The sequence below is a fragment of the Amycolatopsis sp. FDAARGOS 1241 genome, assembly GCF_016889705.1.
In the GTDB taxonomy this organism is placed as follows: domain Bacteria; phylum Actinomycetota; class Actinomycetes; order Mycobacteriales; family Pseudonocardiaceae; genus Amycolatopsis.
Map to the genome: position 1 here is coordinate 48,799 of NZ_CP069526.1, position 22,246 is coordinate 71,044.

The 22,246-nt window shown below is 71.6% G+C and carries 19 protein-coding genes; 16 read left to right on the plus strand and 3 right to left on the minus strand.

The window, feature by feature from the left end:
* Positions 1–26 precede the first annotated feature (26 nt).
* The 7 genes from I6J71_RS00245 to I6J71_RS00275 all read left to right on the plus strand — a co-directional run bounded on the left by I6J71_RS00245 (position 27) and on the right by I6J71_RS00275 (position 5,876).
* Positions 27–1,163 (plus strand): TadA family conjugal transfer-associated ATPase, encoded by a 1,137-nt coding sequence (locus tag I6J71_RS00245; RefSeq protein WP_204092865.1) that lies wholly within the window; start codon positions 27–29, stop codon positions 1,161–1,163.
* Positions 1,164–2,508: 1,345 nt separating this feature from the next.
* Positions 2,509–3,264, plus strand: a complete 756-nt coding sequence (locus tag I6J71_RS00250; protein ID WP_204092866.1) for a type II secretion system F family protein — start codon at positions 2,509–2,511, stop codon at positions 3,262–3,264.
* Complete coding sequence (locus I6J71_RS00255) at positions 3,261–3,950, plus strand: type II secretion system F family protein (RefSeq protein ID WP_204092867.1); 690 nt, start codon at positions 3,261–3,263, stop codon at positions 3,948–3,950. The genes I6J71_RS00250 and I6J71_RS00255 overlap by 4 nt, the downstream gene beginning before the upstream one ends.
* A gap of 31 nt (positions 3,951–3,981) precedes the next feature.
* The gene (locus I6J71_RS00260) at positions 3,982–4,152 is read left to right on the plus strand and encodes a DUF4244 domain-containing protein (protein WP_204092868.1); all 171 of its coding nucleotides are present in this window, start codon (positions 3,982–3,984) and stop codon (positions 4,150–4,152) included.
* The gene (locus tag I6J71_RS00265) at positions 4,152–4,490 is read left to right on the plus strand and encodes a TadE family type IV pilus minor pilin (RefSeq protein WP_204092869.1); all 339 of its coding nucleotides are present in this window, start codon (positions 4,152–4,154) and stop codon (positions 4,488–4,490) included. Before I6J71_RS00260 ends, I6J71_RS00265 begins: the two co-directional genes overlap by 1 nt.
* The gene (locus I6J71_RS00270) at positions 4,487–4,837 is read left to right on the plus strand and encodes an Rv3654c family TadE-like protein (RefSeq protein WP_204092870.1); all 351 of its coding nucleotides are present in this window, start codon (positions 4,487–4,489) and stop codon (positions 4,835–4,837) included. Before I6J71_RS00265 ends, I6J71_RS00270 begins: the two co-directional genes overlap by 4 nt.
* A 421-nt stretch (positions 4,838–5,258) precedes the next feature.
* Positions 5,259–5,876, plus strand: coding sequence for a bifunctional DNA primase/polymerase (locus I6J71_RS00275; RefSeq protein ID WP_204092871.1), 618 nt, complete (start codon positions 5,259–5,261; stop codon positions 5,874–5,876).
* Between the two features lie 42 nt (positions 5,877–5,918).
* Here I6J71_RS00275 and I6J71_RS47355 read toward each other — a convergent pair whose 3' ends face one another.
* Positions 5,919–9,425, minus strand: a complete 3,507-nt coding sequence (locus I6J71_RS47355; protein ID WP_239154324.1) for a DEAD/DEAH box helicase — start codon at positions 9,423–9,425, stop codon at positions 5,919–5,921.
* A gap of 276 nt (positions 9,426–9,701) precedes the next feature.
* Between I6J71_RS47355 and I6J71_RS00290 the strand changes: the two genes are divergently transcribed.
* Both I6J71_RS00290 and I6J71_RS00295 read left to right on the plus strand, forming a co-directional pair.
* Entirely contained in the window at positions 9,702–11,963 is a 2,262-nt protein-coding gene (locus tag I6J71_RS00290) for a sodium-translocating pyrophosphatase (protein WP_204092872.1), read from the plus strand.
* 173 nt (positions 11,964–12,136) lie between these two features.
* Positions 12,137–12,709, plus strand: a complete 573-nt coding sequence (locus tag I6J71_RS00295) for a hypothetical protein (protein WP_239154325.1) — start codon at positions 12,137–12,139, stop codon at positions 12,707–12,709.
* Here the strand turns inward: I6J71_RS00295 and I6J71_RS00300 are convergent.
* Positions 12,706–13,149 (minus strand): MarR family winged helix-turn-helix transcriptional regulator, encoded by a 444-nt coding sequence (locus tag I6J71_RS00300; RefSeq protein ID WP_239154326.1) that lies wholly within the window; start codon positions 13,147–13,149, stop codon positions 12,706–12,708. The two genes, I6J71_RS00295 and I6J71_RS00300, sit on opposite strands and share 4 nt — an antisense overlap.
* A gap of 52 nt (positions 13,150–13,201) precedes the next feature.
* Here I6J71_RS00300 and I6J71_RS47360 point away from each other — a divergent pair, with 52 nt between their 5' ends.
* The 4 genes from I6J71_RS47360 to I6J71_RS00310 all read left to right on the plus strand — a co-directional run bounded on the left by I6J71_RS47360 (position 13,202) and on the right by I6J71_RS00310 (position 15,318).
* Positions 13,202–13,348 carry a hypothetical protein gene (locus I6J71_RS47360; protein ID WP_239154327.1) on the plus strand — a complete coding sequence of 49 codons (147 nt, stop codon included), beginning with the start codon at positions 13,202–13,204 and terminating at the stop codon, positions 13,346–13,348.
* Complete coding sequence (locus I6J71_RS47365; protein ID WP_239154328.1) at positions 13,345–13,704, plus strand: MFS transporter; 360 nt, start codon at positions 13,345–13,347, stop codon at positions 13,702–13,704. Before I6J71_RS47360 ends, I6J71_RS47365 begins: the two co-directional genes overlap by 4 nt.
* A gap of 492 nt (positions 13,705–14,196) precedes the next feature.
* Entirely contained in the window at positions 14,197–14,526 is a 330-nt protein-coding gene (locus I6J71_RS47370; RefSeq protein ID WP_239154329.1) for a hypothetical protein, read from the plus strand.
* Positions 14,527–14,595: 69 nt separating this feature from the next.
* Positions 14,596–15,318 (plus strand): hypothetical protein, encoded by a 723-nt coding sequence (locus I6J71_RS00310; RefSeq protein WP_204092875.1) that lies wholly within the window; start codon positions 14,596–14,598, stop codon positions 15,316–15,318.
* On the opposite strand, the gene I6J71_RS00315 is transcribed toward I6J71_RS00310, so the two are convergent.
* On the minus strand, positions 15,315–16,148 hold the full coding sequence (locus I6J71_RS00315; RefSeq protein WP_204092876.1) for a serine protease: 834 nt from the start codon (positions 16,146–16,148) through the stop codon (positions 15,315–15,317). The genes I6J71_RS00310 and I6J71_RS00315 overlap by 4 nt on opposite strands.
* 316 nt (positions 16,149–16,464) lie before the next feature.
* Between I6J71_RS00315 and topA the strand changes: the two genes are divergently transcribed.
* The 3 genes from topA (at position 16,465) to I6J71_RS00330 (ending at position 21,456) form a co-directional block, all read left to right on the plus strand.
* Complete coding sequence (gene topA, locus I6J71_RS00320) at positions 16,465–19,320, plus strand: type I DNA topoisomerase (protein WP_204092877.1); 2,856 nt, start codon at positions 16,465–16,467, stop codon at positions 19,318–19,320.
* 72 nt (positions 19,321–19,392) lie between these two features.
* Positions 19,393–20,541 (plus strand): MFS transporter, encoded by a 1,149-nt coding sequence (locus I6J71_RS00325; RefSeq protein ID WP_204092878.1) that lies wholly within the window; start codon positions 19,393–19,395, stop codon positions 20,539–20,541.
* A 63-nt stretch (positions 20,542–20,604) separates the two neighbouring features.
* A complete protein-coding gene (locus I6J71_RS00330; RefSeq protein WP_204092879.1) occupies positions 20,605–21,456 on the plus strand; it encodes an ESX secretion-associated protein EspG in 852 nt (283 codons plus the stop codon).
* The last annotated feature ends 790 nt before the right edge of the window (positions 21,457–22,246 follow it).

Consider the following 22,246-nt stretch of genomic DNA (forward strand, 5'->3'; position numbering starts at 1 on the left):
CGAACCACGTCTGGAGAACTCCCGGCATGACCACCGATTTCGTCGAGCGCGTCCGCCACCGGCTGGCGGGCGAGAGCCGCCTCGCCGACCCGGTCGCCGTCGCCGAGGCGGTGCGGGCCGAGGCCGGCGGCACACTCAGCCACGACGCCGTGCTGGACGCCGTCCGCCAGGCCCGCGACGAGTTCGTGGGCGCCGGCCCGCTCGCGCCGCTGCTCGAAGACCCCGCCGTTACCGACGTCCTCGTCACCGCACCCGACCAGATCTGGACGGACGGCGACGCCGGCCTCGTCCGCACCCACCTGCGGTTTCCCGGCGAGGAAGCCGTTCGCCGCCTGGCCCAGCGCCTGGCCCTCGCGGCCGGCCGACGGCTCGACGACGCACAGCCCTATGTGGACGGTTGGCTTCCGGCCCCGGGTGGTCACGTCCGCGTCCACGCCGTCCTGCCACCCATCGCCCCGAACGGCACCTGCCTGTCCCTGCGTGTCCTGCGCCCCGCGACGCACACCCTCGACACTCTGACCACCCTCGGCGTCGTCACCGAAGAGGGCGCGGAGCTCCTCCGCTCGATCATCACGAGACGCCTCGCCTTCCTCGTCACCGGCGGCACCGGTGTCGGCAAAACGACACTCCTGAGCGCTCTGCTGAGCGAAGTCGACCCGCGTGAACGCATCGTGTGCGTGGAAGACGCCGGCGAGCTCCGCCCTGCGCACCCGCAGTTCGTCAGCCTCGTCTCCCGCCCGGCCAACGTCGAAGGCGCGGGCGCCGTCGAACTCCCGGAACTGGTCCGGCAGGCCCTCCGCATGCGTCCCGACCGCCTGATCGTGGGCGAAGTCCGCGGCGCCGAGGTGTGCTCACTGCTCAACGCCCTCAACACCGGCCACGACGGCGGCGCCTGCACCCTCCACGCCAATTCCCCCTCCGAGGTCCCCGCGCGCCTCGAAGCGCTCGCCTCCCTCGGCGGCCTCACTCGCGACGCCCTGCACAGCCAACTCGCCGCCGCAATCCGCGTCGTCCTCCACCTCAAACGCGACCCCGACGGCACCCGCCGCCTCACGGAAATCGCGGCAATCCAGCGCACCACCCGCGAGGTCCACCCCACCCCCCTCTGGCGCGACGGCCAGTGGACCTCCCACCGCCCCCTCTTCGAAGAGGCCACCTCATGACCCGCGCCTTCGCCCGCACCCCCCACCTTCGCGGACATCGCGGCAACGGCGCGCCCGCACCCGCTGCCGGCACCATCGGCTCGCCACTCGAGGCTCGCGGCATTCCCCGGCGTCCTGGCAACGGCGGCCGCGTGCGCGTAACTGGCACGGTCGACTCGCCACTCAAGCCGGACGGTATTCGGCGATGTCGCGGCTGTGGTCCGATCGCGAGGGGCGGCGTGCGTGTTGCTGGCCGCGTCGGCTGGCCGGTCAAGCCGGACGGTATTCACCGACGTCATCGCTGTGGCCCGATCGCGACGGGTCGCGTGCGCGTTGCTGGCAGGATCGGATCGCTAGTGGAGGCGCGTGGAATTTGCCGACGTCACGGCTTTGGCGCGATCACGAACGGCCGCATGCATGTTGCTGGCACCGTCGGTTCGGCACTCAAGCCCGACCGTATTCACCGACGTTCCGGTTGTGCCCCGACCACGACGGGTCGCGTGCGCGCTGCTGGCGGCGTCGGCTCGCCGCTTGAAGCACGTGGAAATCGCCGTCACGGCTTCGGCGCGATCACGACGGGCCCCGTATACGTTGCTGGCACCCTCGGTCCGCTACTCAAACCGCACGGTACTCGCCGACGTCTCGACTGTGCCCCGACCACGTCCGGCCACGTGCGCGTCGCTGACACCGTCCGCTCGCTACTTGAGGCGCACGGTATCCGTCGGCGTCGCACCAACGGCGCGCCCGGCCACGTGCGCATCGCGGGTGTCGGCGGCTCACCACTGCAGCCGACCCGTCTTCGCCGACGTCCCAGCAATGGCGCGATCACGACGGGCCGCATGCAGGTTGCCGGCAGCATCGGCTCGCTGCTTGTGGTGCGTGGTGTTCGCCGACGCTGCGGCATCGACCTGACCACGACGGGCCGCATGCGTCTTGCTGGCACCGTCGGTCGGCCAGTTGAGGCGCGTGGAGGGCACCGACGTTGCCGCTGTGGCCCGACCGCGACCGGCCACGTGCGTGTTCGGGACACCCTCGACCGGCCACTCGAGGTACGCGGCTTTTGGCGGCTCTGCGGCAATACCCATGACTTACCCGGGAACCAGCCCGTCATGACTCACCACACGCCGGCCGGCGCCACCCCCATCCGCAGGCGCCGCAGCGCTGATCGCCACCACGGGAACCACCGGCCCTCCACCCGTGCGCTGCCGGACCGAGTTCCTCCCCACGAGGAGGTCACCTCGGCCACCCGGCGAACCGGCCAGGCCAACCACCACCACCTCGACCACCGACCGCCTGATTGCGCACAGCTCAACGGAACTTCCGCGACCCGATCAGCCGCTCGCCGACCTCCGAGGAAGGTCGCCGGATGATCGACTCCTGGCCCTTTCTCTGCCTCGGCACCGCACTCCTCGTCTGGCCCACTCTGCCGACCCGCCTCGACCCACCGCGGCGTCCCACCCTCACCATCCCGCACCTGCCTCGCCGCCTCCGTTGGCTCTTGCCGGCTCTGGCCGCCATCCCGATCGCCGGGCCGGGGGCAGCGTTGGCTGTCGCAGTCGTGACCGTCGCGGTGAGGCAGGAGTGGCGCAGCCGCAAGGAATCCGCGGCGACCCTGACCCGCGGAGAGCAGACCTCGGCCGCCCTGCGGGCGATGGTCGCGGAGCTCCGGGCGGGCGCGCACCCCGTGCTCGCAGCCGAAGCGGCGGCCGACGCCGTCCCGGCGCTGTCGGCTGAACTGCGCAACCTCGCCACCGCCGCGCGGCTCGACGGAGCGCTCGAATCCCGGCAGCTGCCCGAACTCGCCGCCGCCTGGGGGCTCGCCCGGAGGCACGGCCTCCCGATCGCCGACACCCTCGACGCCACCCGCCGCGACACCGACGCCGCCACCGCCTTCGCGCGACGTCTCCACGCCAAGATGGCCGGCCCGCGGATGAGCGCGACCGTCCTCACCGCGCTCCCGATCGTCTGCCTCGCCATGGGGCAGGCCATCGGCGCCGATCCGCTGGCCGTCCTCACCCACACGCTCCTCGGGCAGCTCTTCCTCGTCACCGGCGCCGTTCTGATCTGGGCCGGCACCGCCTGGTCGCGCGCTCTGACCGCCCCACGCCGGGAGGCCCCGTGACCCCGTACCTCCTCGCGGCCGCAGCGCTCCTCATCTGGCCCAGTGCACCCGCGCCACGCAGTCTCGCCGAACGCGTGAAATGGCGTCCGAAGCTGCCCAGCCTCCGCATCCGGCACTTCATCGCAGCCGTCCTCGCCGGGGCCTCGGTCGCCGTGTTCGCCGGGCTCCCCGGCGGTGCCCTCGCCGGTGGGGCCGCGTGGTGGCTCCTGCGCCGCTCGCGGCGCCCGAAGGCCGACGACGTCGGCGAACGCCTCGCCTCCGCCGCCACGCTCGACCTCCTCGCCGCGTGCCTGCGCACCGGCCTGCCGGTGCCGACGGCCCTCGAAGCCATCAGCACCACCGCGCCCGAGCACACGGCCACGGCGCTGCGAGCCACCGCCCACCTCCTCGCCCTCGGTGCCGACCCGCCCGAGGCGTGGGCGCCGACCAGGACGCGGCCGGGGTTCGAGGAGCTGGCCGTGGCCGCCACCCGCACCGCGCGGTCCGGGGCCGCACTGGCCGCGACGGCCGACGGAATCTCCCGCCGCCTCCGCGACGGGCTCGGCGTCGAGGCCGAAGAACGCGCCGAACGGGCCGGGGTCGCACTGGCGCTGCCGGTCGGGCTCTGCTTCCTGCCCGCGTTCTTCGTCCTCGGCGTGCTGCCGGTGGTGCTCGGCCTCGCCGGGCAGATCGGCGGTCTGCTGTAGATGAATCCACAATGGACAGAAAGGAACCGGAATGGACTTCCCCAGGCTCCCCGGAGACGAGGGAACCACCACCGCGGAGTACGCGATCGGCACCGTCGCCGCCGCGGCGTTCGCCCTCGCGCTGCTCGTCCTGCTCAGGGGCGACGCGATCGCCTCCGCGCTCTCGGGCCTCGTACAACGGGCCCTGACGGTGGCGAACTGATGGCGGGCCGTCGCCGGGACGGGGGCTTCGTCACGGTCGAAGCCGCGATCTCACTGGGTGCGCTCATGGCGGTGGTCGCGGCTCTGCTCGCGGGCCTCGCGGCGGTGCTTGGGCACATCCGTTGCCTCGACGCCGCTCGCGAAGCCGCGCGGCTGACCGCCGCCGGGCAACCGGGTGCTGCCGAAGCGGTCGTGCAGTCGATCGCCCCACGCGGGGCGCGGCTCACGGTGACCCGTGCCGGCGACGGCATCACCGCCGTCGTCACCACCGACACCCTCGCCGGCCTCCACCTGGACGCCAGCGCGTATGCCATCGCCGAACCGGGAGCGCAGACGTGAAGAACGACGAAGGAGTGGCGACCGTCTGGACGGCCATCGTGATCGCCGCGCTGATCGGCCTCGCGGCGGCCGGCGGCTGGCTCGCCGCGGCGGTGGCGGCCCGGCACCGCGTCGAAGCCGCGGCCGACCTGGGTGCCTTGGCCGCCGCATCGCACGCCGCCGACGGGCCGGCGCGAGCCTGCGACCGCGCCCGCGAGGTGGCCGACCACGAGGGCGCCGTGGTCACAGCCTGCACCTGGCGGGAACGGGACGCGCTCGTCGAAGTCCGCGCCGGGAGTCCACCCATCCCGGGATTGCCGGCGCCGTCGGCGCGGGCCAGAGCGGGTCCGGTCGGACTGCCGGACTGACCTTTGCGCCGCTCGTCCGCAACTGCTGTCGACGAGTGGCGGACCGATGTTGATCTCCGCGGTGGCCGTCCGACGGGCGGCGACGACGAGCGGCGAAGCCCGCGAGCAGCGGTAGCTGACACACGGCGAACGGTCGAAACCCGAGGTCAGAGGGGTAAATCGACAAGGTGTCCCACGGGGCGCGTGACGGGTGTCGAATGTGTCCGGCCCCGTTCCAAGGGGGTCGAGCGGTGGTTCAACGGCCGATGATCGGCAGCTCGGTATCGGTCGAACGGTGCACTACTTGGCGTTCATCGCCCAGTAACCACCGGTTGTCGCGAACCCCTTCCGCGCAATGTGCAACTTGCCGTTTAGTGAGACGTGCGCCACCAACGGCCCCGACCCGGGTGGCGCAAAACCGGAACTTGAAGGCAGGAAAGCAATGTTGGACGCGAATTGGCCGGACAGCTGGCGGAGCGCCTTCCGCATCGAACTGCGGGCGGAGGCGATCGGCCTCGCGTGGCGCGGCTGGCCGGTGCTCCCGGGCGCGACCCCGGCGTCGATCACCGGTGACGACGACCTCACGTGGCGCCGGCCGGTGCCGGCCCGCGACGACTGGCGCGAGCAGATCGGCACGCACGCCCACGAGGTCGCCACCTGGTTCTCCGACCGCACCCGCAGCCTGCTCGTGGCCACCGGCACCGCGCTCGACGCCATCGAGGTCGACGACGAGCTGGGCAAGCGCGCCGCCCGGCTGCTCCGCACCCTCGGCCATCCCGCGCCGATCGTCGCGATGCCCAACGGTCGCTGGCTCTTCCTCACCGTGCCCGCCGAAAACCTCCCCGCGGAGCTCGCGGCGCAGGCTTCCGTGCAGTGGCACGGCGCCGGCAGCTACATCCCGCTGCCGCCCTCGCCGTTCCAGCACGGCGTGGTCCACTGGCGCGTGAAGCCCGAGGTGTGCGGCTGGCAGCTGCCCGACCCGGCCGAGGTGCACGACGTCCTCGTGCGCGCCCTCAGCGACCAGCACGCACCGCTGCTCGTGGAGACCACCGCTGCGTGACCGGTTCCACCCCGGCACAGCAGCGTTGACAACTGAAGAGGTTCACGAACCACCGTGGCCGCACTGTTCCCCGTGCTGACGCAAAGCCCCGAGCACGGCATCCAGAACGGCCACCGCCCCCGCCTTGTCCAGCGGATCGTTGCCGTTCCCGCACTTCGGCGACTGGACGCAGGACGGGCACCCCGTCGGGCACTCGCAGGAGACGATCGCCTCCCGCGTTGCGGCCAGCCACGGGACAATCGCGGCATAACCGCGGTCGGCAAATCCCGCACCCCCGGGATGCCCATCGTGCACGAACACCGTCGCCTCCCCGGTGTCCTCGTGCCACGCGGTAGACACCCCGCCGATGTCCCAGCGGTCGCACGTAGCGAACAGCGGTAGCAGGCCGATCGCCGCGTGCTCGGCGGCATGCAGAGCGCCGGGGACGCGCGCCGGGACCAACCCGGCGCCCCCCGGCGCCCTGTCGACACCCCCGGTCCCCACCGGCGCCACCTTCCCCACCGGTGGCACCCCGGGCCCCCGCTCCTCGGGCCCGGGTGCCTCAACGTCGAGCAGGTCCCGCTCCACGGCCTGGCCCGAAGGCTCCACGGGCGTACCAGATGCCGCATCACGCTTCGCTGCGCCACCGGATCCGCCACGGCCGGCCCCGCCCACGTCGTTGCCGGCACCTCCCGCGCCCGCAACGGAATGGCCGCCAGACTCGGCGACCCCGGCAACTTGGTCGCCGGTGGCGCCGGCGCAGCGGCCGGCCGAACCGCCACTACTCGAGCCGCCACTGCCCGAGCCGGCTGTGCCGGCACGGTCCGCGTCGGCCGCGCCGCTACTGGCGGATTCAGCGTCCGCCGAGTCACAGCCGGCCGATTCACTGCTAGTCGAGTTGGCGCTGCCGGAGGCGGTGGTACTGCTGTCGGTGTCGGGTTCAGCGCCTGCGGGGTTGGCTGAGTCACTGCCAGGCGCGTCAGCGCTGGCGGAGCTGGTGTTGTCCGGCTCGGCGGCACCGTTGTCGGAGCCGGTGTTGGTGCGGCTGCGGTCAGCTGAGTCACGGCTAGCCGAGTCGGCATTGCCCGAGGCGGCGGCACTGCTGTCAGTGCCGGGTTCAGCGGATTCGGGGTTCGCCGGGTTACCGCGAGCCAAGTCGGTGCTGTCCGGCTCGGCGACACCGCTATCGGAGCCGGAGTCAGTGGAGCTGCGGTCAGCCGAGTCACTGTTAGCCGAGTTGGGGCTGCCGGAAGCGGCGGAACCCCTGTCGGTGCCGGGTTCCGCGCAGCTGCGGTCAGCCGGGTCACCGCCAGCCCAGTCGGCGCTGGCGGAATCGGTGTTGTCCGGATCGGCGGCACCACTGTCGGAGCCAGCAGAGGTGCGGTCAGCAGGGGCGGGGCCGGCCGAGCGGTCACCGGCAGCGACATCGGCAAGGTCCGCGTCGGCATCGCTGCCGGCCGAGTCATCGCCCGTGGGGCGGTCGGCTGAGGCGGTGCCCGGCGAATCGGTTCCAGCCGAGCAGTCGGCAGGGTCGGCGCCGGACCACGCAGCCGCGTCGCCGGAGCTTGAAGTGCCACTCGGCCCAAGGGGCGCCGCGGATTCGGTCCCCACCCGAGCATCCCCGGTCACCGTCCGGTGCGGGGGGCCGAGCAGGTCGTCGGACAGCGTGTACCAGACGGCGCGCGTGTGCAGGCTCTGCTCAGGCAGATCGAGTGGCGTGTGGTCCAGCACCTCGCCGGACGGGCGCCGCCGCAGGTAGCCGACGACCTGCGACGTCACCGCGACTTCGCCGAGGCACACGGTGACGCCGCCGTGGCGGCACCGCTGTTCGGTGGCCAGCACGGAGATGTCCACGACCTCCCGCGGCGATGTGTGCCAGTCCGGGTCCTCCGCGTGCACGAGCGCGAGCCCCGTCTCGAGGTCGAGCTCGTCGACGACGTACGACGAGCCCTGGTGCAGGTACACCGCGCCCGGGTGGACGGCGTAGCACGCCGAGCCCGGGTCGACCGTGCCGAGCATGCGGCCGGAGTCCGCCTCGACGACGGCGACCTGGTCGCCGCCCGAGCCGCGGATGCCGACTTCCGCATGGGGGCGGTCGCGCGAAGTCCAGTACCAGCCGCTGGAACGGCGGCGCAGGAGCTTCTCCGCAGCCAGGTCCGCCAGCACGTCCCGGGCCGCGGCGCCGCCGAACATCGCCAGCTCCGGTTCGGTCAGCGGCAGTTCCGCGACGGCGCACGCGAGCTGCGGACCCAGCACGTACGGGTTCGTCGGGTCGAGCACCGCCGTTTCCACGGGACGATCCAGCAGCGCCGCCGGGTGGTGCACGAGGTAGGTGTCCAGCGGGTCGTCGCGCGCGATGAACACCACCAGCGCTTCGTCGCCCGACCGGCCGGCGCGCCCGGCCTGCTGCCAGAACGACGCCAATGTGCCCGGGTACCCGGCGAGCACCACTGCGTCGAGACCCGCGATGTCGACGCCGAGCTCCAGCGCGTTCGTCGTCGCTACCCCCAGCAGCCGGCCGGACAGCAGAGCTGACTCCAGCGCCCGCCGCTCCTCCGGCAGGAAGCCGGATCGGTACGCCGCAACCGTTTCCGCCAACGCTGGGTCCACTTCGGACAGCAGCCGCCGCGCGCCCAGCGCCGTCAGCTCCGCCCCGCGCCGCGAACGCACGAAAGCCAGCGAACGCGCGCCCTCCACCACGAGGTCCGTGAGGATCCGCGACGCCTCCACACCCGCCGAACGCCGGACCGGCGCGCCGTTCTCGCCCGTCAGCTCGTCGAGCAGCGGCGGCTCCCACAACGCGACCGTCCGCGCGCCCCGGGGGGACGCGTCTTCGGTCACCGCCTCGCACGCCACCCCGGTGAGCCGCGACGCGAACTCCGCCGGCGAAGCCGTGGTCGCCGACGCCAGCACGAACACCGGCGAAGCCCCGTAGTGCGCCGCGACCCGGCGCAGGCGGCGCAGCAGCAGCGCGACGTGCGAACCGAACACCCCGCGGTAGCTGTGGCACTCGTCCACCACCACGTAGGCGAGGTGCTTGAAAAACTGGGTCCACCGCGAATGTGCCGACAGGATCCCGCGGTGGAGCATGTCGGGGTTCGTGAACACCCAGTTCGCGTGCGCGCGCACCCAGTCGCGCTCCGTCATCGGCGTGTCACCGTCGAACGACGCCGCTCGCACCCCCGGCAAGTCCAAAGAGGACACCGAACGCAGCTGGTCGGCGCCCAGCGCCTTCGTCGGCGACAGGTACAGCGCGGTGGCGCTCGAACCCGTGGCCAGTTCGGACAGCACGGGCAGCTGGTAGGCCAGCGACTTCCCCGATGCCGTGCCCGTCGACACCACCACGTGCATGCCCCCGTGCGCGTGCGAGGCCGCCGTGACCTGGTGCTGCCACGGCTTCTCCACCCCCGACGCCGCGAACGCCGACACCACCGCCGGCGCCGCCCACTCCGGCCACGGCGCGAACCCCGCCGGACGCGCGGGCAATTGTGCCACGTGCGTCACCGGGTTCTCGTTCACCGGCACCCCCGCCGTGACCCGGCTGAGCAGCCTCCGTCCTCGCTCGACCACGTGCCGAAGCTTCGCACAGAGCACCGACAGAACCGACCCGAGATCGATCAAGTGAGCAATCACACAAGGTCACGGAACGTGCTGTCACCGGGACGCGTTGCAGGGCCGCTGAGCACTACCAATACACTCCCGCAATCCACACCCTCTGTGGCGAGCGTCATGTGAGACGTGCATTGCCCGCACGGCTAGCGTGTCGATCGGTACAGATCCCATGCCAGCGCAGGCACGGCGGGTACGACGAGTCCGCGCTGGCCAACGGCGTTCCCAGGAGGACGAATGTCCCGGCAGTTCCTCGCGGAGGGCGGTCTCACGCTCTCCGGGGGTGGCTACACCATCGTCGGTGTGGTCGCCGTGGTCGCCCTTGCCGCACTCGCCATCGGTTACGTGCTGCTCAGGGAGGTGCTGGCCGCGGGCCAAGGCACCGCCAAGATGCAGGACATCGCCAAGGCGGTGCAGGAAGGTGCGGCCGCATACCTGAAGCGGCAGCGCAACACCCTCGCCATCTTCGGCGTTATCGTGTTCCTGCTGCTCTTCGCACTCCCCGCCGACGACTGGAACGAGCGCATCGGCCGCTCGATCTTCTTCCTCGTCGGCGCGGTGTTCTCGTTCACCATCGGCTACCTCGGCATGTGGCTCGCGACGCAGGCGAACCTGCGCGTGGCGGCCGCCGCGCGCGAGGAAGGCGGGCGTGAGATCGCGATGCGCGTGGCGTTCCGCACCGGTGGCGTGGTCGGCATGATCACCGTCGGCCTCGGCCTGTTCGGTGCCGCGATCGTCGTGCTCGTGTACACGGGCCAGGCCCCGAAGGTGTTGGAGGGCTTCGGGTTCGGCGCCGCGCTGATCGCCATGTTCATGCGTGTCGGCGGCGGCATCTTCACGAAGGCGGCCGATGTCGGCGCGGACCTCGTCGGCAAGGTGGAGCAGGGCATCCCGGAGGACGACCCGCGCAACGCCGCGACGATCGCCGACAACGTCGGTGACAACGTGGGTGACTGCGCCGGCATGGCGGCCGACCTCTTCGAGTCCTACGCGGTCATGCTCGTCGCCGCGCTGATCCTGGGCAGCTCCGCGTTCGGTTCCAGCGGCCTGATCTTCCCGCTCATCGTGCCCGCCATCGGTGTCATCACCGCCGTCATCGGCGTGTACATCACGAAGGCGCGCGCGGGCGAGGGCGGTCTCGTCACGATCAACCGCTCGTTCTACATCTCCGCGGTGATCTCCGCCGTCCTCTCGGCCGTCGCGGCGTTCGTGTACTTGCCGAGCAGCTTCTCCGACTTCGGCGCGCAGTTCGCGGGCACCAGCGGCAACCCGGCGGTCATCGCGACCGTCGCCGTGATCATCGGCATCGTGCTCGCCGCGATCATCCTGAAGCTAACGGGTTACTACACCGGTACCGAGTACAAGCCGGTCCAGGACGTCGGCAGGACGTCGGAGACCGGTGCGGCGACCGTCATCCTGTCCGGCATCTCGGTGGGCTTCGAGTCCGCTGTGTACACCGCGCTCGTGATCGGTGCCGCCGTGTTCGGCGCGTACCTGCTGGGCGGCGCCGTCGCGCTGTTCGCGGTCGCGCTCGCGGGCACCGGTCTGCTGACCACCGTCGGCGTCATCGTCGCCATGGACACCTTCGGCCCGGTTTCCGACAACGCGCAGGGCATCGCCGAGATGTCGGGCGACGTCGACGAGAAGGCCGCGCAGATCCTCACCGAGCTCGACGCGGTCGGCAACACCACCAAGGCCATCACCAAGGGCATCGCCATCGCCACGGCGGTCCTCGCGGCCACGGCGCTGTTCGGGTCCTATTCGGACGCGATCACGAAGGCCGTCGGCGGAGCGGGCACGTTCCTCGCGAACATCGTCAGCCCGCCCACGCTGGTCGGTGTGATCGTCGGTGCGGCGGTCGTGTTCCTGTTCTCCGGCCTCGCGGTCAACGCGGTGTCGCGCGCCGCGGGCGCCGTGGTGTACGAGGTGCGCCGCCAGTTCCGCGAGATCGCCGGGATCATGGAAGGCACCACCCGTCCCGAGTACGGCAAGGTCGTGGACATCGTCACGCGCGACTCGCTGCGTGAGCTCGCCACGCCGGGTCTGCTGGCGGTGTTCGCCCCGATCGCCGTCGGCTTCGGCCTCGGCACGGGTGCGCTGGCCGGTTACCTGGCGGGTGCGATCGCGACCGGCACCCTGATGGCGATCTTCCTCGCCAACTCCGGTGGTGCCTGGGACAACGCGAAGAAGCTCGTCGAAGACGGCAACCACGGTGGCAAGGGCTCCGAGGCCCACGAGGCGACCGTCATCGGTGACACCGTCGGCGACCCGTTCAAGGACACCGCCGGCCCGGCCATCAACCCGCTGATCAAGGTCATGAACCTGGTCTCGGTGCTGATCGCGCCCGCGGTCGTGACGCTCTCGGCCGGCGGCGGCGTGGACACCACCTGGCGCATCGTGATCGCGATCGTCGCGGTCGCGGTCGTCGTCGCGGCGATCGTCGTGTCCAAGCGGCGCGGCACGGTCATCGCGGACACCCCGGCGGAGGCGAAAGCCTGATCCGCCGAAGCGCGAACACCGTCGGGGCCCGGCACGCCGCGTGCGCGCCGGGCCCCGACGCGTGCGGTGACTCTTCCCGCGCCCCGAAGAGTGACTTGCGAATGAATCTCGGATCGGTACGGTCGGGGGCACCTGGACGTCGACGAGCAGGAGGTGTGGGGGTGCGGCCGCGGTTGACCGTTCTAGCCGCGCTGGTGACAGGACTCGGGATCGGCCTCGCCGGCTGCGGGCAGCAGCCACCGGTGTCGCACATCCAGCCGGGTGGACAGGCGGACGCCGCGAGCCAGGCCGATCCGGCCGCGAGATGGGCGGACGGCTACTGCGCGGCCGTGACGCACCTCGTGCGCACGCTCTCGGCCCTGCCCACGATCGACCCCAGCTCTCCTGCGCAGGCGTCCAGGACGTCGAGCCGGCTCCTGTCCTCGGTGGTCGACGGCATCGACCAGACCGTCGCCGGGCTCGACGATGTGGGACCGCCGCCGGTGCCGGGCGCCGACAAGGCGCGCACGGACCTGCTCAACCGGTTCTCAGCCGTGCGTCAGCGTGCCGATTCGACCCGTGAACGCCTCGACACGGCCACCGACGCGGCTGCCACGAAGGCCGCGCTGGGCGACGCGAAGGCGAGCCTCGACGACGTCGCGAAGCTCGACGTCCTCGAGGTCCTCAACGCGACGCCGGAGCTCTCGGCGGCGGGCAAGCGCGCGCCGGGCTGCCAGCAGCTCGTGGTGCCGCCGGCGCCGCGTTAGAGCTCTTCGGCCAGCCGCACGAGGTAGCCGGCGAAGCGCCGGCGATCGGCCGCCGCCCAGGTGGCGGTGAGCTCGTCGAACGTCCGCCGCTGCCACTGGTGCGACGCGGCGAGCAGCTCGCGCCCGCTGTCCGTCAGCTGCAGCGACGCCCGGCGCCGGTCTTGCCCCGACGTACCGCGGGTGAGGTAGCCGGCGGCGGTCGCGTCGCGGACCAGGCGGCTGGCACCCGAGTGGTCGAGGCCCAGGTGGTGCGCGACGGTCGCGACCGTCACCTCACCGGGGTGTGCGCCGACTGTGTCGACGGCTTCCACCGCCAGGATGTGCTGAACGTGGCGCTGTTCGCCCATCAGCTCGGCCGCCGTGCGGGTGGTCCACCGCCGTGACCAGTGCCTGACCAGGCGGAAGAGTGCGGGCCCGGCTTCTTCGAGAGGAGCTGTCACGGTACTCAGAGTACCTCGACTGTATGCGTTTCGCATACATAACGTGTGCGATATGCAGATAAATCTGCGAGGTCGGGGCACTGCGTTCGCCGCGCTCGCGCTGGGGATGCTGATGGCATCGCTGGACACCAACGTGGTCGTCGCGGCGCTGCCCGTGATCGCCGCGGATCTCGGGGGCGCCACGCGGTGGGCGGGGTGACGGCGGCCTACCTGCTGGCCGTGGCCGTGTCGACGCCCGTGCACGGCAGCCTCGGTGACCGCTGGGGCCGCCGACGGACGTTCGCCGGCTCGGCGCTCGTGTTCGCCGCCGGGTCGCTCGCGTGCGCGTTGGCGCCGGACGTGCCCGCGCTGGTCGCTTTTCGCGCCGTGCAGGGGCTCGGCGGCAGTGGGCTGATCGTGGCCGCGGTGGCGGGCCTGGCGGAGCTGTTCGACTGCGCGGAGCTGGTGCGCCGTCAGGGCTGGCTCACGGCGGTGTTCGCCGTGTCGGCGATCGGGGGCGCTCCGCTGGGCGGCGTGCTGGCCGCCACGGCGGGTTGGCGCTCGTCTTCCTGCTGAATCTCCCGCTCTGCGCCGTGGCGCTGCTGGGTGCGCGAGCGGTCCCCGGCGCCCGCCGGGTGAGCCGAACCGCGTTCGACTGGGCGGGCGCGCTGCTGGTCGCCGTGGCCGGCGGCGGGATCGTCGTGCTCGGCAGTGCCGGTGCGATTGACCGCGATCCGCTGCGGGCGACCGTGGTGGTTCTCCTCGCTCTCGTCGCGACCCTCGCGTTCGTCCGCGTCGAACGGCGCGCCGCCGCACCACTGCTCCCACCGCGCCTCTTCGCCGACTCCGGGCTCGCCCGAGCCATCGGCGTCACCTTTCTCAGCGGAGTCGCGCTCTTCGGCAGCTTCACCTACGTCCCGCTCGTCCTCGGCGGCTCGCCGGCCACGACGGGTCTGCTGCTCCTGCCGATGACCGCCGGGCAACTGTTGGTGACCAGCGGATTCGCCGCGTTCACGCGCCGGTTTCCCCGGCTCACGGCCTGGGGTCGGCTGGGCCCTGGCCCTCGGCGTGGCGGGACTCCTCGCGACGGCCGCGATCCCGATAGTGCCGCCGGGTGGCGCCCGGTTCGGGGTGAGCATCGCCGGACTGGCGTGCAACGGGGCCGCTCTCGGCCTGTCCATGCAGGTCTACGCGCTGCTCGCGCAGTACTGGGCGCCTGCGGACGTCCTCGGCTCGGCGATGGCCACGCTCACCTTCGCGCGGCAGATCGGCGGCTCGCTCGGCATCGCCCTCTTCGGCCTCCGGTCCGGGCCTGCGGTGTTCGTCGCGGCCGCCGCGGTTCTGCTGGTTGCGTGGATTTTCGCGCCGCGGGCCGCGCACGACCGGCTCGTGCGGTGATCGCTCGATCGGCGAAAATCCGGGCGCAAGTCTCGCGGGCGATCGAACTTGTGTTCTATCATGCTCCGCGTGGATCGGACGATCTCGCTGTTCTCGGCGGAGGCGAGCGGCCCCGGGCTCCCGGACCTGGCCGGCCTGCTGTGCTGCCAGGGACAGATCACCGGCTTCGGGCGCACGGCGGCGCGGCTGTCCGTGATCGTCGACGAGCAGTGGCGCGCGGGGGTGCTGGCGCGCGAGTGCCGCCGGCGTGGGGCCGACGCGCAGGTGACCGTGGCCGACTGTGGCCGCCCGCAGGTGCGCACGTCGTTCCGTGTCGATCTGCTGCCGCTGGCGGCGCGGTGGCTGCGCACAGGGTGCTCCGGTCCGACCGAAGACGATTCGGGCAAGGCGGTGCCCGACGGGTTCCGCCTGAGCGGCGCGATGTTGCGCATGTGGGCGCTCGCGGCGGGGCGTCCGGGCCCGTCGGGTTACCTGCTCGGCATGGACCCGCTCGCGCCCGGGATGCACGAGGAACTGCTGGCCGCGCTGGAGCCGCTCGGCGTGCAGGCGCGGCTGCTGGGGCCGAAGGCGGAGGAGCCGGGCGTACGGGTGTCCGGCCGGCGCCGGCTCGACGGGTTGCTCGAGCTCATCGGCGAACCACCCGCGGGCGCGGAAGCCGCGTGGCCCGAGCTGCCGGAGCCGAAGGACGCGGCGGCCTGGCCCGGTCGGGCCCGGCCCGCCCCCGAACGCACCGAAGGGGACCCTCGCCGAGGCGAGAGTCCCCTTCAGTACTTGCTGGAGGCCGTTGGTTAGAAAACTCGTCCGGTCGCGGGTTTCGGCAGCGCGCAGCCGGGGCGGGCGAGGTCGATCTCGCTGGCCGGCGTGAGGCAGGCGGGAATACTGAACGTCTCCTCGCCGTACTTGCTACCCGGGTGCACGGTGACGGTCCCGGACCCGTCGACCTCACAGGGGTTGTCGAGGGTGCAGCGCTCGCCGTTCTCGTTCGACGTGTTGTTGATGCCGATGACCTTGCCGGTCGTGGTGTCGACGATCGGCGAGCCGGAGGTGCCGCCGACGGTCTCGCACTCGGGCGTGTAGCGGATCGAGTCCTTCCACACCCAGCCGTTCTCGTGCAACTCGTTCACGAACCCGTCGATCGAGCAGGAGTAGATGGTCTTCCAGAAGCCCGAGACCACGTCGATTTCCGTGCCCGCCGCCGGGTGCGCCCCGGCGAGCTCGAGCGGCGAGATCCGGTACTTCTGCTTGATCTTCGCGTAGCTGGTGTCGAGCTGGTAGAGCGAGACGTCGGTGTCGGTCATGGTCGCGTACACGACTTTTTTGGCCTTCAGCGTGCCGAGGCTCTGCTTGCCGTCCGGCGACAGCAGGCTGAACGTCCGCGTGGACTTCTCCCCGACGACGACCTGGCCCGGTTTCGGGAACCCCGACTCCAGGCAGTGACCGTTGGACATCACGAGCGCGGGCGCCGTGTCGGGCGTGCCGGCCGGTTTGACCACCGAACCGGAGCAGTTGGACAGGGCCACCGCCCCGGCGAACGTGGCGGTCACCGCACCCGCCTCGGGTGCTGTGACCAGGGCAAACGCGGCCACGGCGGCGACCACGCCACCGAGCAGGCGTCGGGTCATGGTGGTTCCTTTCGGCTCGACGAGGTAGTAAGTGAAGCGGTGTCGACGCCAGGCCCACCACCGTCGAACGGAGGGTATCGACGTGATCACGAGATACCCTGCACGGCACGTGTCCGGAATCACGTGCTAGGTCTGGATAGGAAACATCGTCGAGGTCAGCGGCGATCCGACGGGCAGGGGCCGGACGGCGTGTCAGGCCACCTAGCCGCTGTCGGGCCGGTGCGAGCGTGCACACTGGCTGGTCGAAGACGCGGGCGCAGAACCCCTCGTCGAGGGGTAAAGCAGTGCCGCCGCCATCGTGGGCGATGGCGCGGAGATGAGTGGAGAGCAGGGCAGCGTGGCAGGAGCACGGACCAAGAAGAACGGCACCGGGACGGACGGCGCCGGGCGCCGGCGGCTGGTGATCGTCGAGTCGCCCACGAAGGCCCGCAAGATCGCCCCGTACCTCGGCGGCAACTACGTCGTGGAGTCCTCCGTCGGGCACATCCGCGACCTCCCGCGGGGTGCGGCCGACGTCCCCGCCCAGTACAAGGGCGAGTCGTGGGCGCGCCTCGGCGTCGACATCGACAACGACTTCAAGCCCCTCTACATCGTCACGCCGGACAAGAAGTCCAAGGTCACGGAGCTGAAGGGCCTGCTGAAGGACGTCGACGAGCTCTACCTCGCCACGGACCCCGACCGCGAGGGTGAAGCCATCGCCTGGCACCTGCTCGAGACGCTCAAGCCGAAGGTGCCCGTGCGCCGCATGGTGTTCCACGAGGTCACCGAGCAGGCGATCCGCGCGGCCGCCGACGCCACCCGCGAGCTCGACGCCGACCTGGTCGACGCGCAGGAGACCCGCCGCATCCTCGACCGGCTCTACGGCTACGAGGTCTCGCCCGTGCTGTGGAAGAAGGTCATGCCGAAGCTCTCGGCGGGCCGCGTGCAGTCCGTGGCCACGCGCATCGTGGTCGAGCGCGAGCGGGAGCGCATGCGCTTCACATCGGCGTCGTACTGGGACATCTCCGCGACGATGGACGCGGGCGAGGACGCCTCGCCGCAGACGTTCCAGGCACGCCTGGTCTCCGTCGACGGCGCGCGCCTGGCCACCGGTCGCGACTTCGATTCCAACGGCCGGCTGAAGGGCTCGGCCAACGAGATCCGCGTGCTGGGCGAAGCCGACGCGCAGGCCCTGGCGCAGGCCCTGGCCAACCGCGACTTCCGCGTCGCGAGCGTCGAGGAGAAGCCGTACACGCGCAAGCCGTACGCACCGTTCATGACCTCGACGCTGCAGCAGGAAGCGGGCCGCAAGCTGCGGTTCACGTCCGAGCGCACGATGCGAATCGCGCAGAAGCTGTACGAGAACGGCTACATCACCTACATGCGTACCGACTCGACCACGCTGTCGGAGTCGGCGATCTCGGCCGCGCGCAGCCAGGCGACGCAGCTGTACGGCAAGGAGTACGTGTCGCCGTCGCCGCGGCAATACACGCGCAAGGTCAAGAACGCGCAGGAGGCCCACGAGGCGATCCGCCCGTCCGGTGAGGTGTTCCGCACGCCGGGCCAGGTCGCGGGTGAGCTGGACTCCGACGAGTTCCGCCTGTACGAGATGATCTGGCAGCGCACGATCGCGTCGCAGATGGCCGACGCGAAGGGCACCACGATGTCGGTGCGCATCGTCGGCACCGCGACCTCGGGCGAGGAGTGCACGTTCGCCGCGTCCGGTCGCACCATCACCTTCGCGGGCTTCCTGAAGGCCTACGTCGAGGCGGTCGACACCGAGGCCGGCGGCGAGGCCGACGACAAGCAGAGCCGTCTGCCGGTGCTGGTCAAGGACCAGGGCCTGACCGCGAACGACCTGTCCGCCGACGGCCACACCACGTCGCCGCCCGCGCGGTACTCGGAGCCGAGCCTGGTGAGCAAGCTCGAGGAGCTGGGCATCGGCCGGCCGTCGACCTACGCGTCGATCATCAAGACCATCCAGGACCGCGGGTACGTGTGGAAGAAGGGTTCCGCGCTGGTGCCCTCCTGGGTCGCGTTCGCCGTGATCGGCCTGATGGAGCGGCACTTCGAGCGGCTGGTGGACTACGACTTCACCGCCGGGCTCGAGGACGAGCTCGACCGCATCGCCAACGGCGACGAGCACCGCGCGCAGTGGCTCTCGAAGTTCTACTTCGGCGGCGATTTCGGCGTGGAGGGCTCGGTCGGCCGGCTCGGCGGGCTGAAGAAGCTGGTCGACGGCAGCGTCGAGGGCATCGACGCCCGCGAGATCAACTCGATCCCGCTGTTCAACGACGCCGACGGGCACAAGGTCGTCGTGCGCGTGGGCCGCTACGGGCCGTACCTCGAGCGCGAGGTCGACGGCCAGTCGCAGCGCGCCAACCTGCCCGAGGACCTGCCGCCCGACGAGCTGACGTCGGAGATCGCGGAGAAGCTCTTCGCGACGCCGCAGGAGGGTCGCCGGCTGGGGACCGACCCGGTGAGCGGGCACGAGATCGTGGCGAAGGAAGGCCGCTTCGGCCCGTACGTCACCGAGGTGCTGCCCGAGCCGGAGCCGCTGCCAGAGGGCGCGACGGCCGCGCAGAAGAAGGCCGCCAAGGCGAAGCAGCCGAAGCCGCGCACGGGTTCACTGTTCAAGTCCATGGCGATCGACACGATGACGCTCGACGACGCGCTGAAGCTGCTGTCGCTGCCGCGCGTGGTGGGCAAGGATCCGGAGTCCGGTGACGAGATCACCGCGCAGAACGGGCGCTACGGGCCGTACCTGAAGAAGGGCACGGACTCGCGTTCGCTGCAGACCGAGGAGCAGCTGTTCTCGATCACGCTGGAAGAGGCGTTGAAGATCTACTCGGAGCCGAAGCAGCGCGGCCGGTCGGCCACCGCGAAGCCGCCGCTCAAGGAGCTCGGCGACGACCCGGTTTCGGGCAAGCCGATGGTGGTCAAGGACGGCCGCTTCGGCCCGTACGTGACCGACGGTGAGTACAACGCGACGCTGCGGAAGACCGACAGCATCGAGGACCTCACGGCCGAGCGGGCGGCGGAGCTGCTGGCGGACAAGCGGGCGAAGGGCCCGGCGCCGAAGAAGCGCACGACGACCCGGAAGACCACGACGGCGTCGAAGTCGACCGCGACCAAGACCGCGGCGGCCAAGAAGGCGCCCGCGAAGAAGACGAGCACCGCGAAGGCCAAGTAGGCGGCGGAAGTTCCGTCGGGGGCCACCCGAACGCTTCGGGTGGCCCCCTTCGTCACGCCTGGGGGACAGTGGGTGGAGCAGGCTCGGCGTGCGCGCGCCGCGGTTTCGGTGGTGTTCGCGGTGTGCGGGGCGGCGTTCGCCACGTGGGCGGCGCGGATCCCGGCGGCGCAGGCCCACGCCGGGCTGAGCGCGGGCCGGCTGGCGGTCGGCTTGTTCGGGCTCGCGGCGGGGTCGGTGGCCGCGCTCGTGGCAGCGGGGCCGGTGCTCACGAAGATCGGCAGCCGCCGCGGAGTGCTCGCCGGTGCGACCGTGTTGTGCGCGGGACTGCCGCTGGCCGCGTTCGCGCCGGATCTCGTGACGTTCGTGGGCGCGCTGGTCGTGCTCGGCGTGGGCAACAGCCTGCTCGACGTGTCGATGAACGCCCACGCCCTGCGCGTCGAGGAGGAGTACGGGCGGCCGATCTTCGCCGGATTCCACGCGTTCTGGAACATCGGCGGGCTGCTGGGGTCCGGTGCCGGCGCGCTGATGGAGACGTGGCGGGTGCCGCTCCAGGTCCACTTCACGGCGACGGGGGCCGTGCTTCTGCTCGTTGCGCTGGGTGCGGCGACGCGGTTCCTGCCGGGTGCCGACCGCGGCCAGGGCGACGCGGCGTTCGCGCTGCCGTCGAAGGCGCTGATCCCACTGGGGGTGATCGCGTTCTGCGGGTTCGTCGCCGAGGGCACGGTGAACGACTGGAGCGCCGTGTACCTGCGGGAAGTCACGTCGGCGACAGCGGCTCTGGCGTCCTTGGGCTACTTCGGGTTCTCGATCACGATGATCGCGGTGCGGGTCGTGGCGGACCGGCTCGTGGAGCGCCACGGCGTCGTGCCGTTCATGCGCACGGCGGCGGCGGTGACGATGCTCGGGTTCCTGCTGGTCGTGGCCGTGCCGCTGCCGTGGTTCGCGGTGGCCGGGTTCGCCGTGGTCGGCCTCGGGGTGTCGGGGATGGTGCCGCTGGCGTGGAGCGCGGCGAGCCGCAAGCAGGCCGACGCGCCGAGCCGGGCGATCGCGGCGGTGGCCGCGTGCGGGTACTTCGGGTTCCTCGTGGGGCCGGTGCTGATCGGCGCGCTGGCCGGCGGGATCGGGCTGCACTGGACGCTGGCGGTAGTCGGGACCATCGTCGTGTCCGTGTACTTCCTGGCGCCGACGATGCGCGTCGCGCAAGCCTCTTCGAGCCGCTGACGGACCGTTCGGCGCACAATCGTGTGGATTCGAACAAAAGTTCGAAAAATTGTCGGTACCAGGGTGTTCAATGGTGGGGTGAGCAGTTCAGCAGCCGTCGTCTTCGACGTCATCGACGAGGTCATCGCGCCGCTCCGGGCGGAGGTTCCGGAGCGGCCGTCCGTGATGGAGTTCTACGACCCGCAGTTCAGCGTGCCCCCGGTGCTGGTCGAGTCCACCGGTGATGAGCCGGATGCCGAGCCGCTGAGTCTCGCCGACGAGGTGCAGCAGTCGTTCGGGCCCTCGCTGGGGCCCGGACTCGTCGAAGAGGTGGAGCAGTACGCGCGGTTCGTGGCCGGGATGTCGGCGCTCGGCCTGGCGCCTGAGGGAGAGGTGACCCCCGAGGCGGTCGGGCTGTACCGCGTGCTGCGCGGTGGCTTCATCCGCGGGGTCGTCACGGGCGTTTTCCCGACCCGTGAGGAGCCCTGGGAGGTCCGCTTCTTCGGCGACGACGACTACACCACGGTGATGAGCAAGCGGGGCCGCCGCGCGCGCCTGCGGTCCGGCCTGCTCAGCGCCCTGCCCGGCTGGGTCTTCGACGGTCTGCCCGACCGTCCGCCCGGACCGGGTCCCGCCGTCCGCATCGAAACCGACCACAGCGGGCTCGTCCCGCCTGTCGCGTGGGGCTCGCTCGACGTCATCCGCTCGGCGGTCGCCCGTCCACGGCTCGGCACCGTTCTCGTCGACCTCGCGGTGCGCGACGCCGTGCTCGCCGAGTACCCGCACGGCGCCTTCGGCCTGGTCGACAACGACCAGGGGCGCTACCAGTTCCGGGCGGCGCCGCGCCCGGACGGTGGCTGGGTAATGACGTGGACACCGGCGACGCGAGGGACGGCCGAGGCGTGGATCGTCGAGGCGGTGAAGCGTCACGCGTGAGGTCGGTGGAGCCGGGGGTCCCGGGGTGGGGTCCGGGGAGTGTGGCGCGATGGGCTGGTGAGAGGCGAGTGACGTTGGCGGAGTGGGTGTTTGTGCGGTGGTAGTGGGAGTTGAGTGCGGGGCGTTGTGGTTCTCGCGTCTGACGAACCGTGGGCGGGCGAACCGTGGGCTGGTGGCCGGCGGGCGAGGCTCGGTGACGGGCGGGTTTCGCGATGGGCGCGGCTTGGCGAGGGGCCACGGTGGGGCCTCAGCCACTGCGGCGATCGGCCGATGCTTGGCGACGGGTGGGGCTTCGCGATGCGCAGGTCTTGGTGACGGGCGCGGCTTGGAGACGGGCCGCGGCGCGCCGTCGGTGAGTGGCCATCGGCATGGCTCGGTGTAGGCGCGGATTCGTGACGGTCGCGGCTTGACGGCGGCGAGGTGCGGGTGCGGTGACCTTCGAACCGGCGGCGACGCGTGAGGCGCGGCTTCGGGGTCGGAGACTCTTGATCCGGCGGCGATGGGTAGGGCGCAGCGACAGGCGGATGCGTCGGACGGCCAGCGGCGGCCGGCCGGGCGCGGCGCTGGCGTCTCGCAGCGGCGCTTGCGGCGTGAGGTGGTGGTTCGCGAAGTGGGTCGCGGCCGGTCGGCGGAACGGGCGCGTGGGACGCGCAGGTGAGGCCCGGCGGGCCGGGTAAAACACCCCAGGTCGGTTACGAAGAGTGCCCGATCTCGTGATCGGGATCACCCGCGGACGACACCAGCGGCGGTCGACCGCGAGGGCCTGTACCTGCAAACTGCTGCGGGGATC

Excerpts from the sequence above, each read along its gene's own strand:
- I6J71_RS00260 (WP_204092868.1), top strand. The coding sequence starts at position 3,982 with ATGGACTTCCCCAGGCTCCCCGGAGACGAGGGAACCACCACCGCGGAG.
- I6J71_RS47360 (WP_239154327.1), top strand. The coding sequence starts at position 13,202 with ATGCAGATAAATCTGCGAGGTCGGGGCACTGCGTTCGCCGCGCTCGCG.
- I6J71_RS00265 (WP_204092869.1), top strand. The coding sequence starts at position 4,152 with ATGGCGGGCCGTCGCCGGGACGGGGGCTTCGTCACGGTCGAAGCCGCG.
- topA (WP_204092877.1), top strand. The coding sequence starts at position 16,465 with ATGAGTGGAGAGCAGGGCAGCGTGGCAGGAGCACGGACCAAGAAGAAC.
- I6J71_RS00250 (WP_204092866.1), top strand. The coding sequence starts at position 2,509 with ATGATCGACTCCTGGCCCTTTCTCTGCCTCGGCACCGCACTCCTCGTC.
- I6J71_RS00245 (WP_204092865.1), top strand. The coding sequence starts at position 27 with ATGACCACCGATTTCGTCGAGCGCGTCCGCCACCGGCTGGCGGGCGAG.
- I6J71_RS00315 (WP_204092876.1), bottom strand. The coding sequence starts at position 16,148 with ATGACCCGACGCCTGCTCGGTGGCGTGGTCGCCGCCGTGGCCGCGTTT.
- I6J71_RS00275 (WP_204092871.1), top strand. The coding sequence starts at position 5,259 with ATGTTGGACGCGAATTGGCCGGACAGCTGGCGGAGCGCCTTCCGCATC.
- I6J71_RS00290 (WP_204092872.1), top strand. The coding sequence starts at position 9,702 with ATGTCCCGGCAGTTCCTCGCGGAGGGCGGTCTCACGCTCTCCGGGGGT.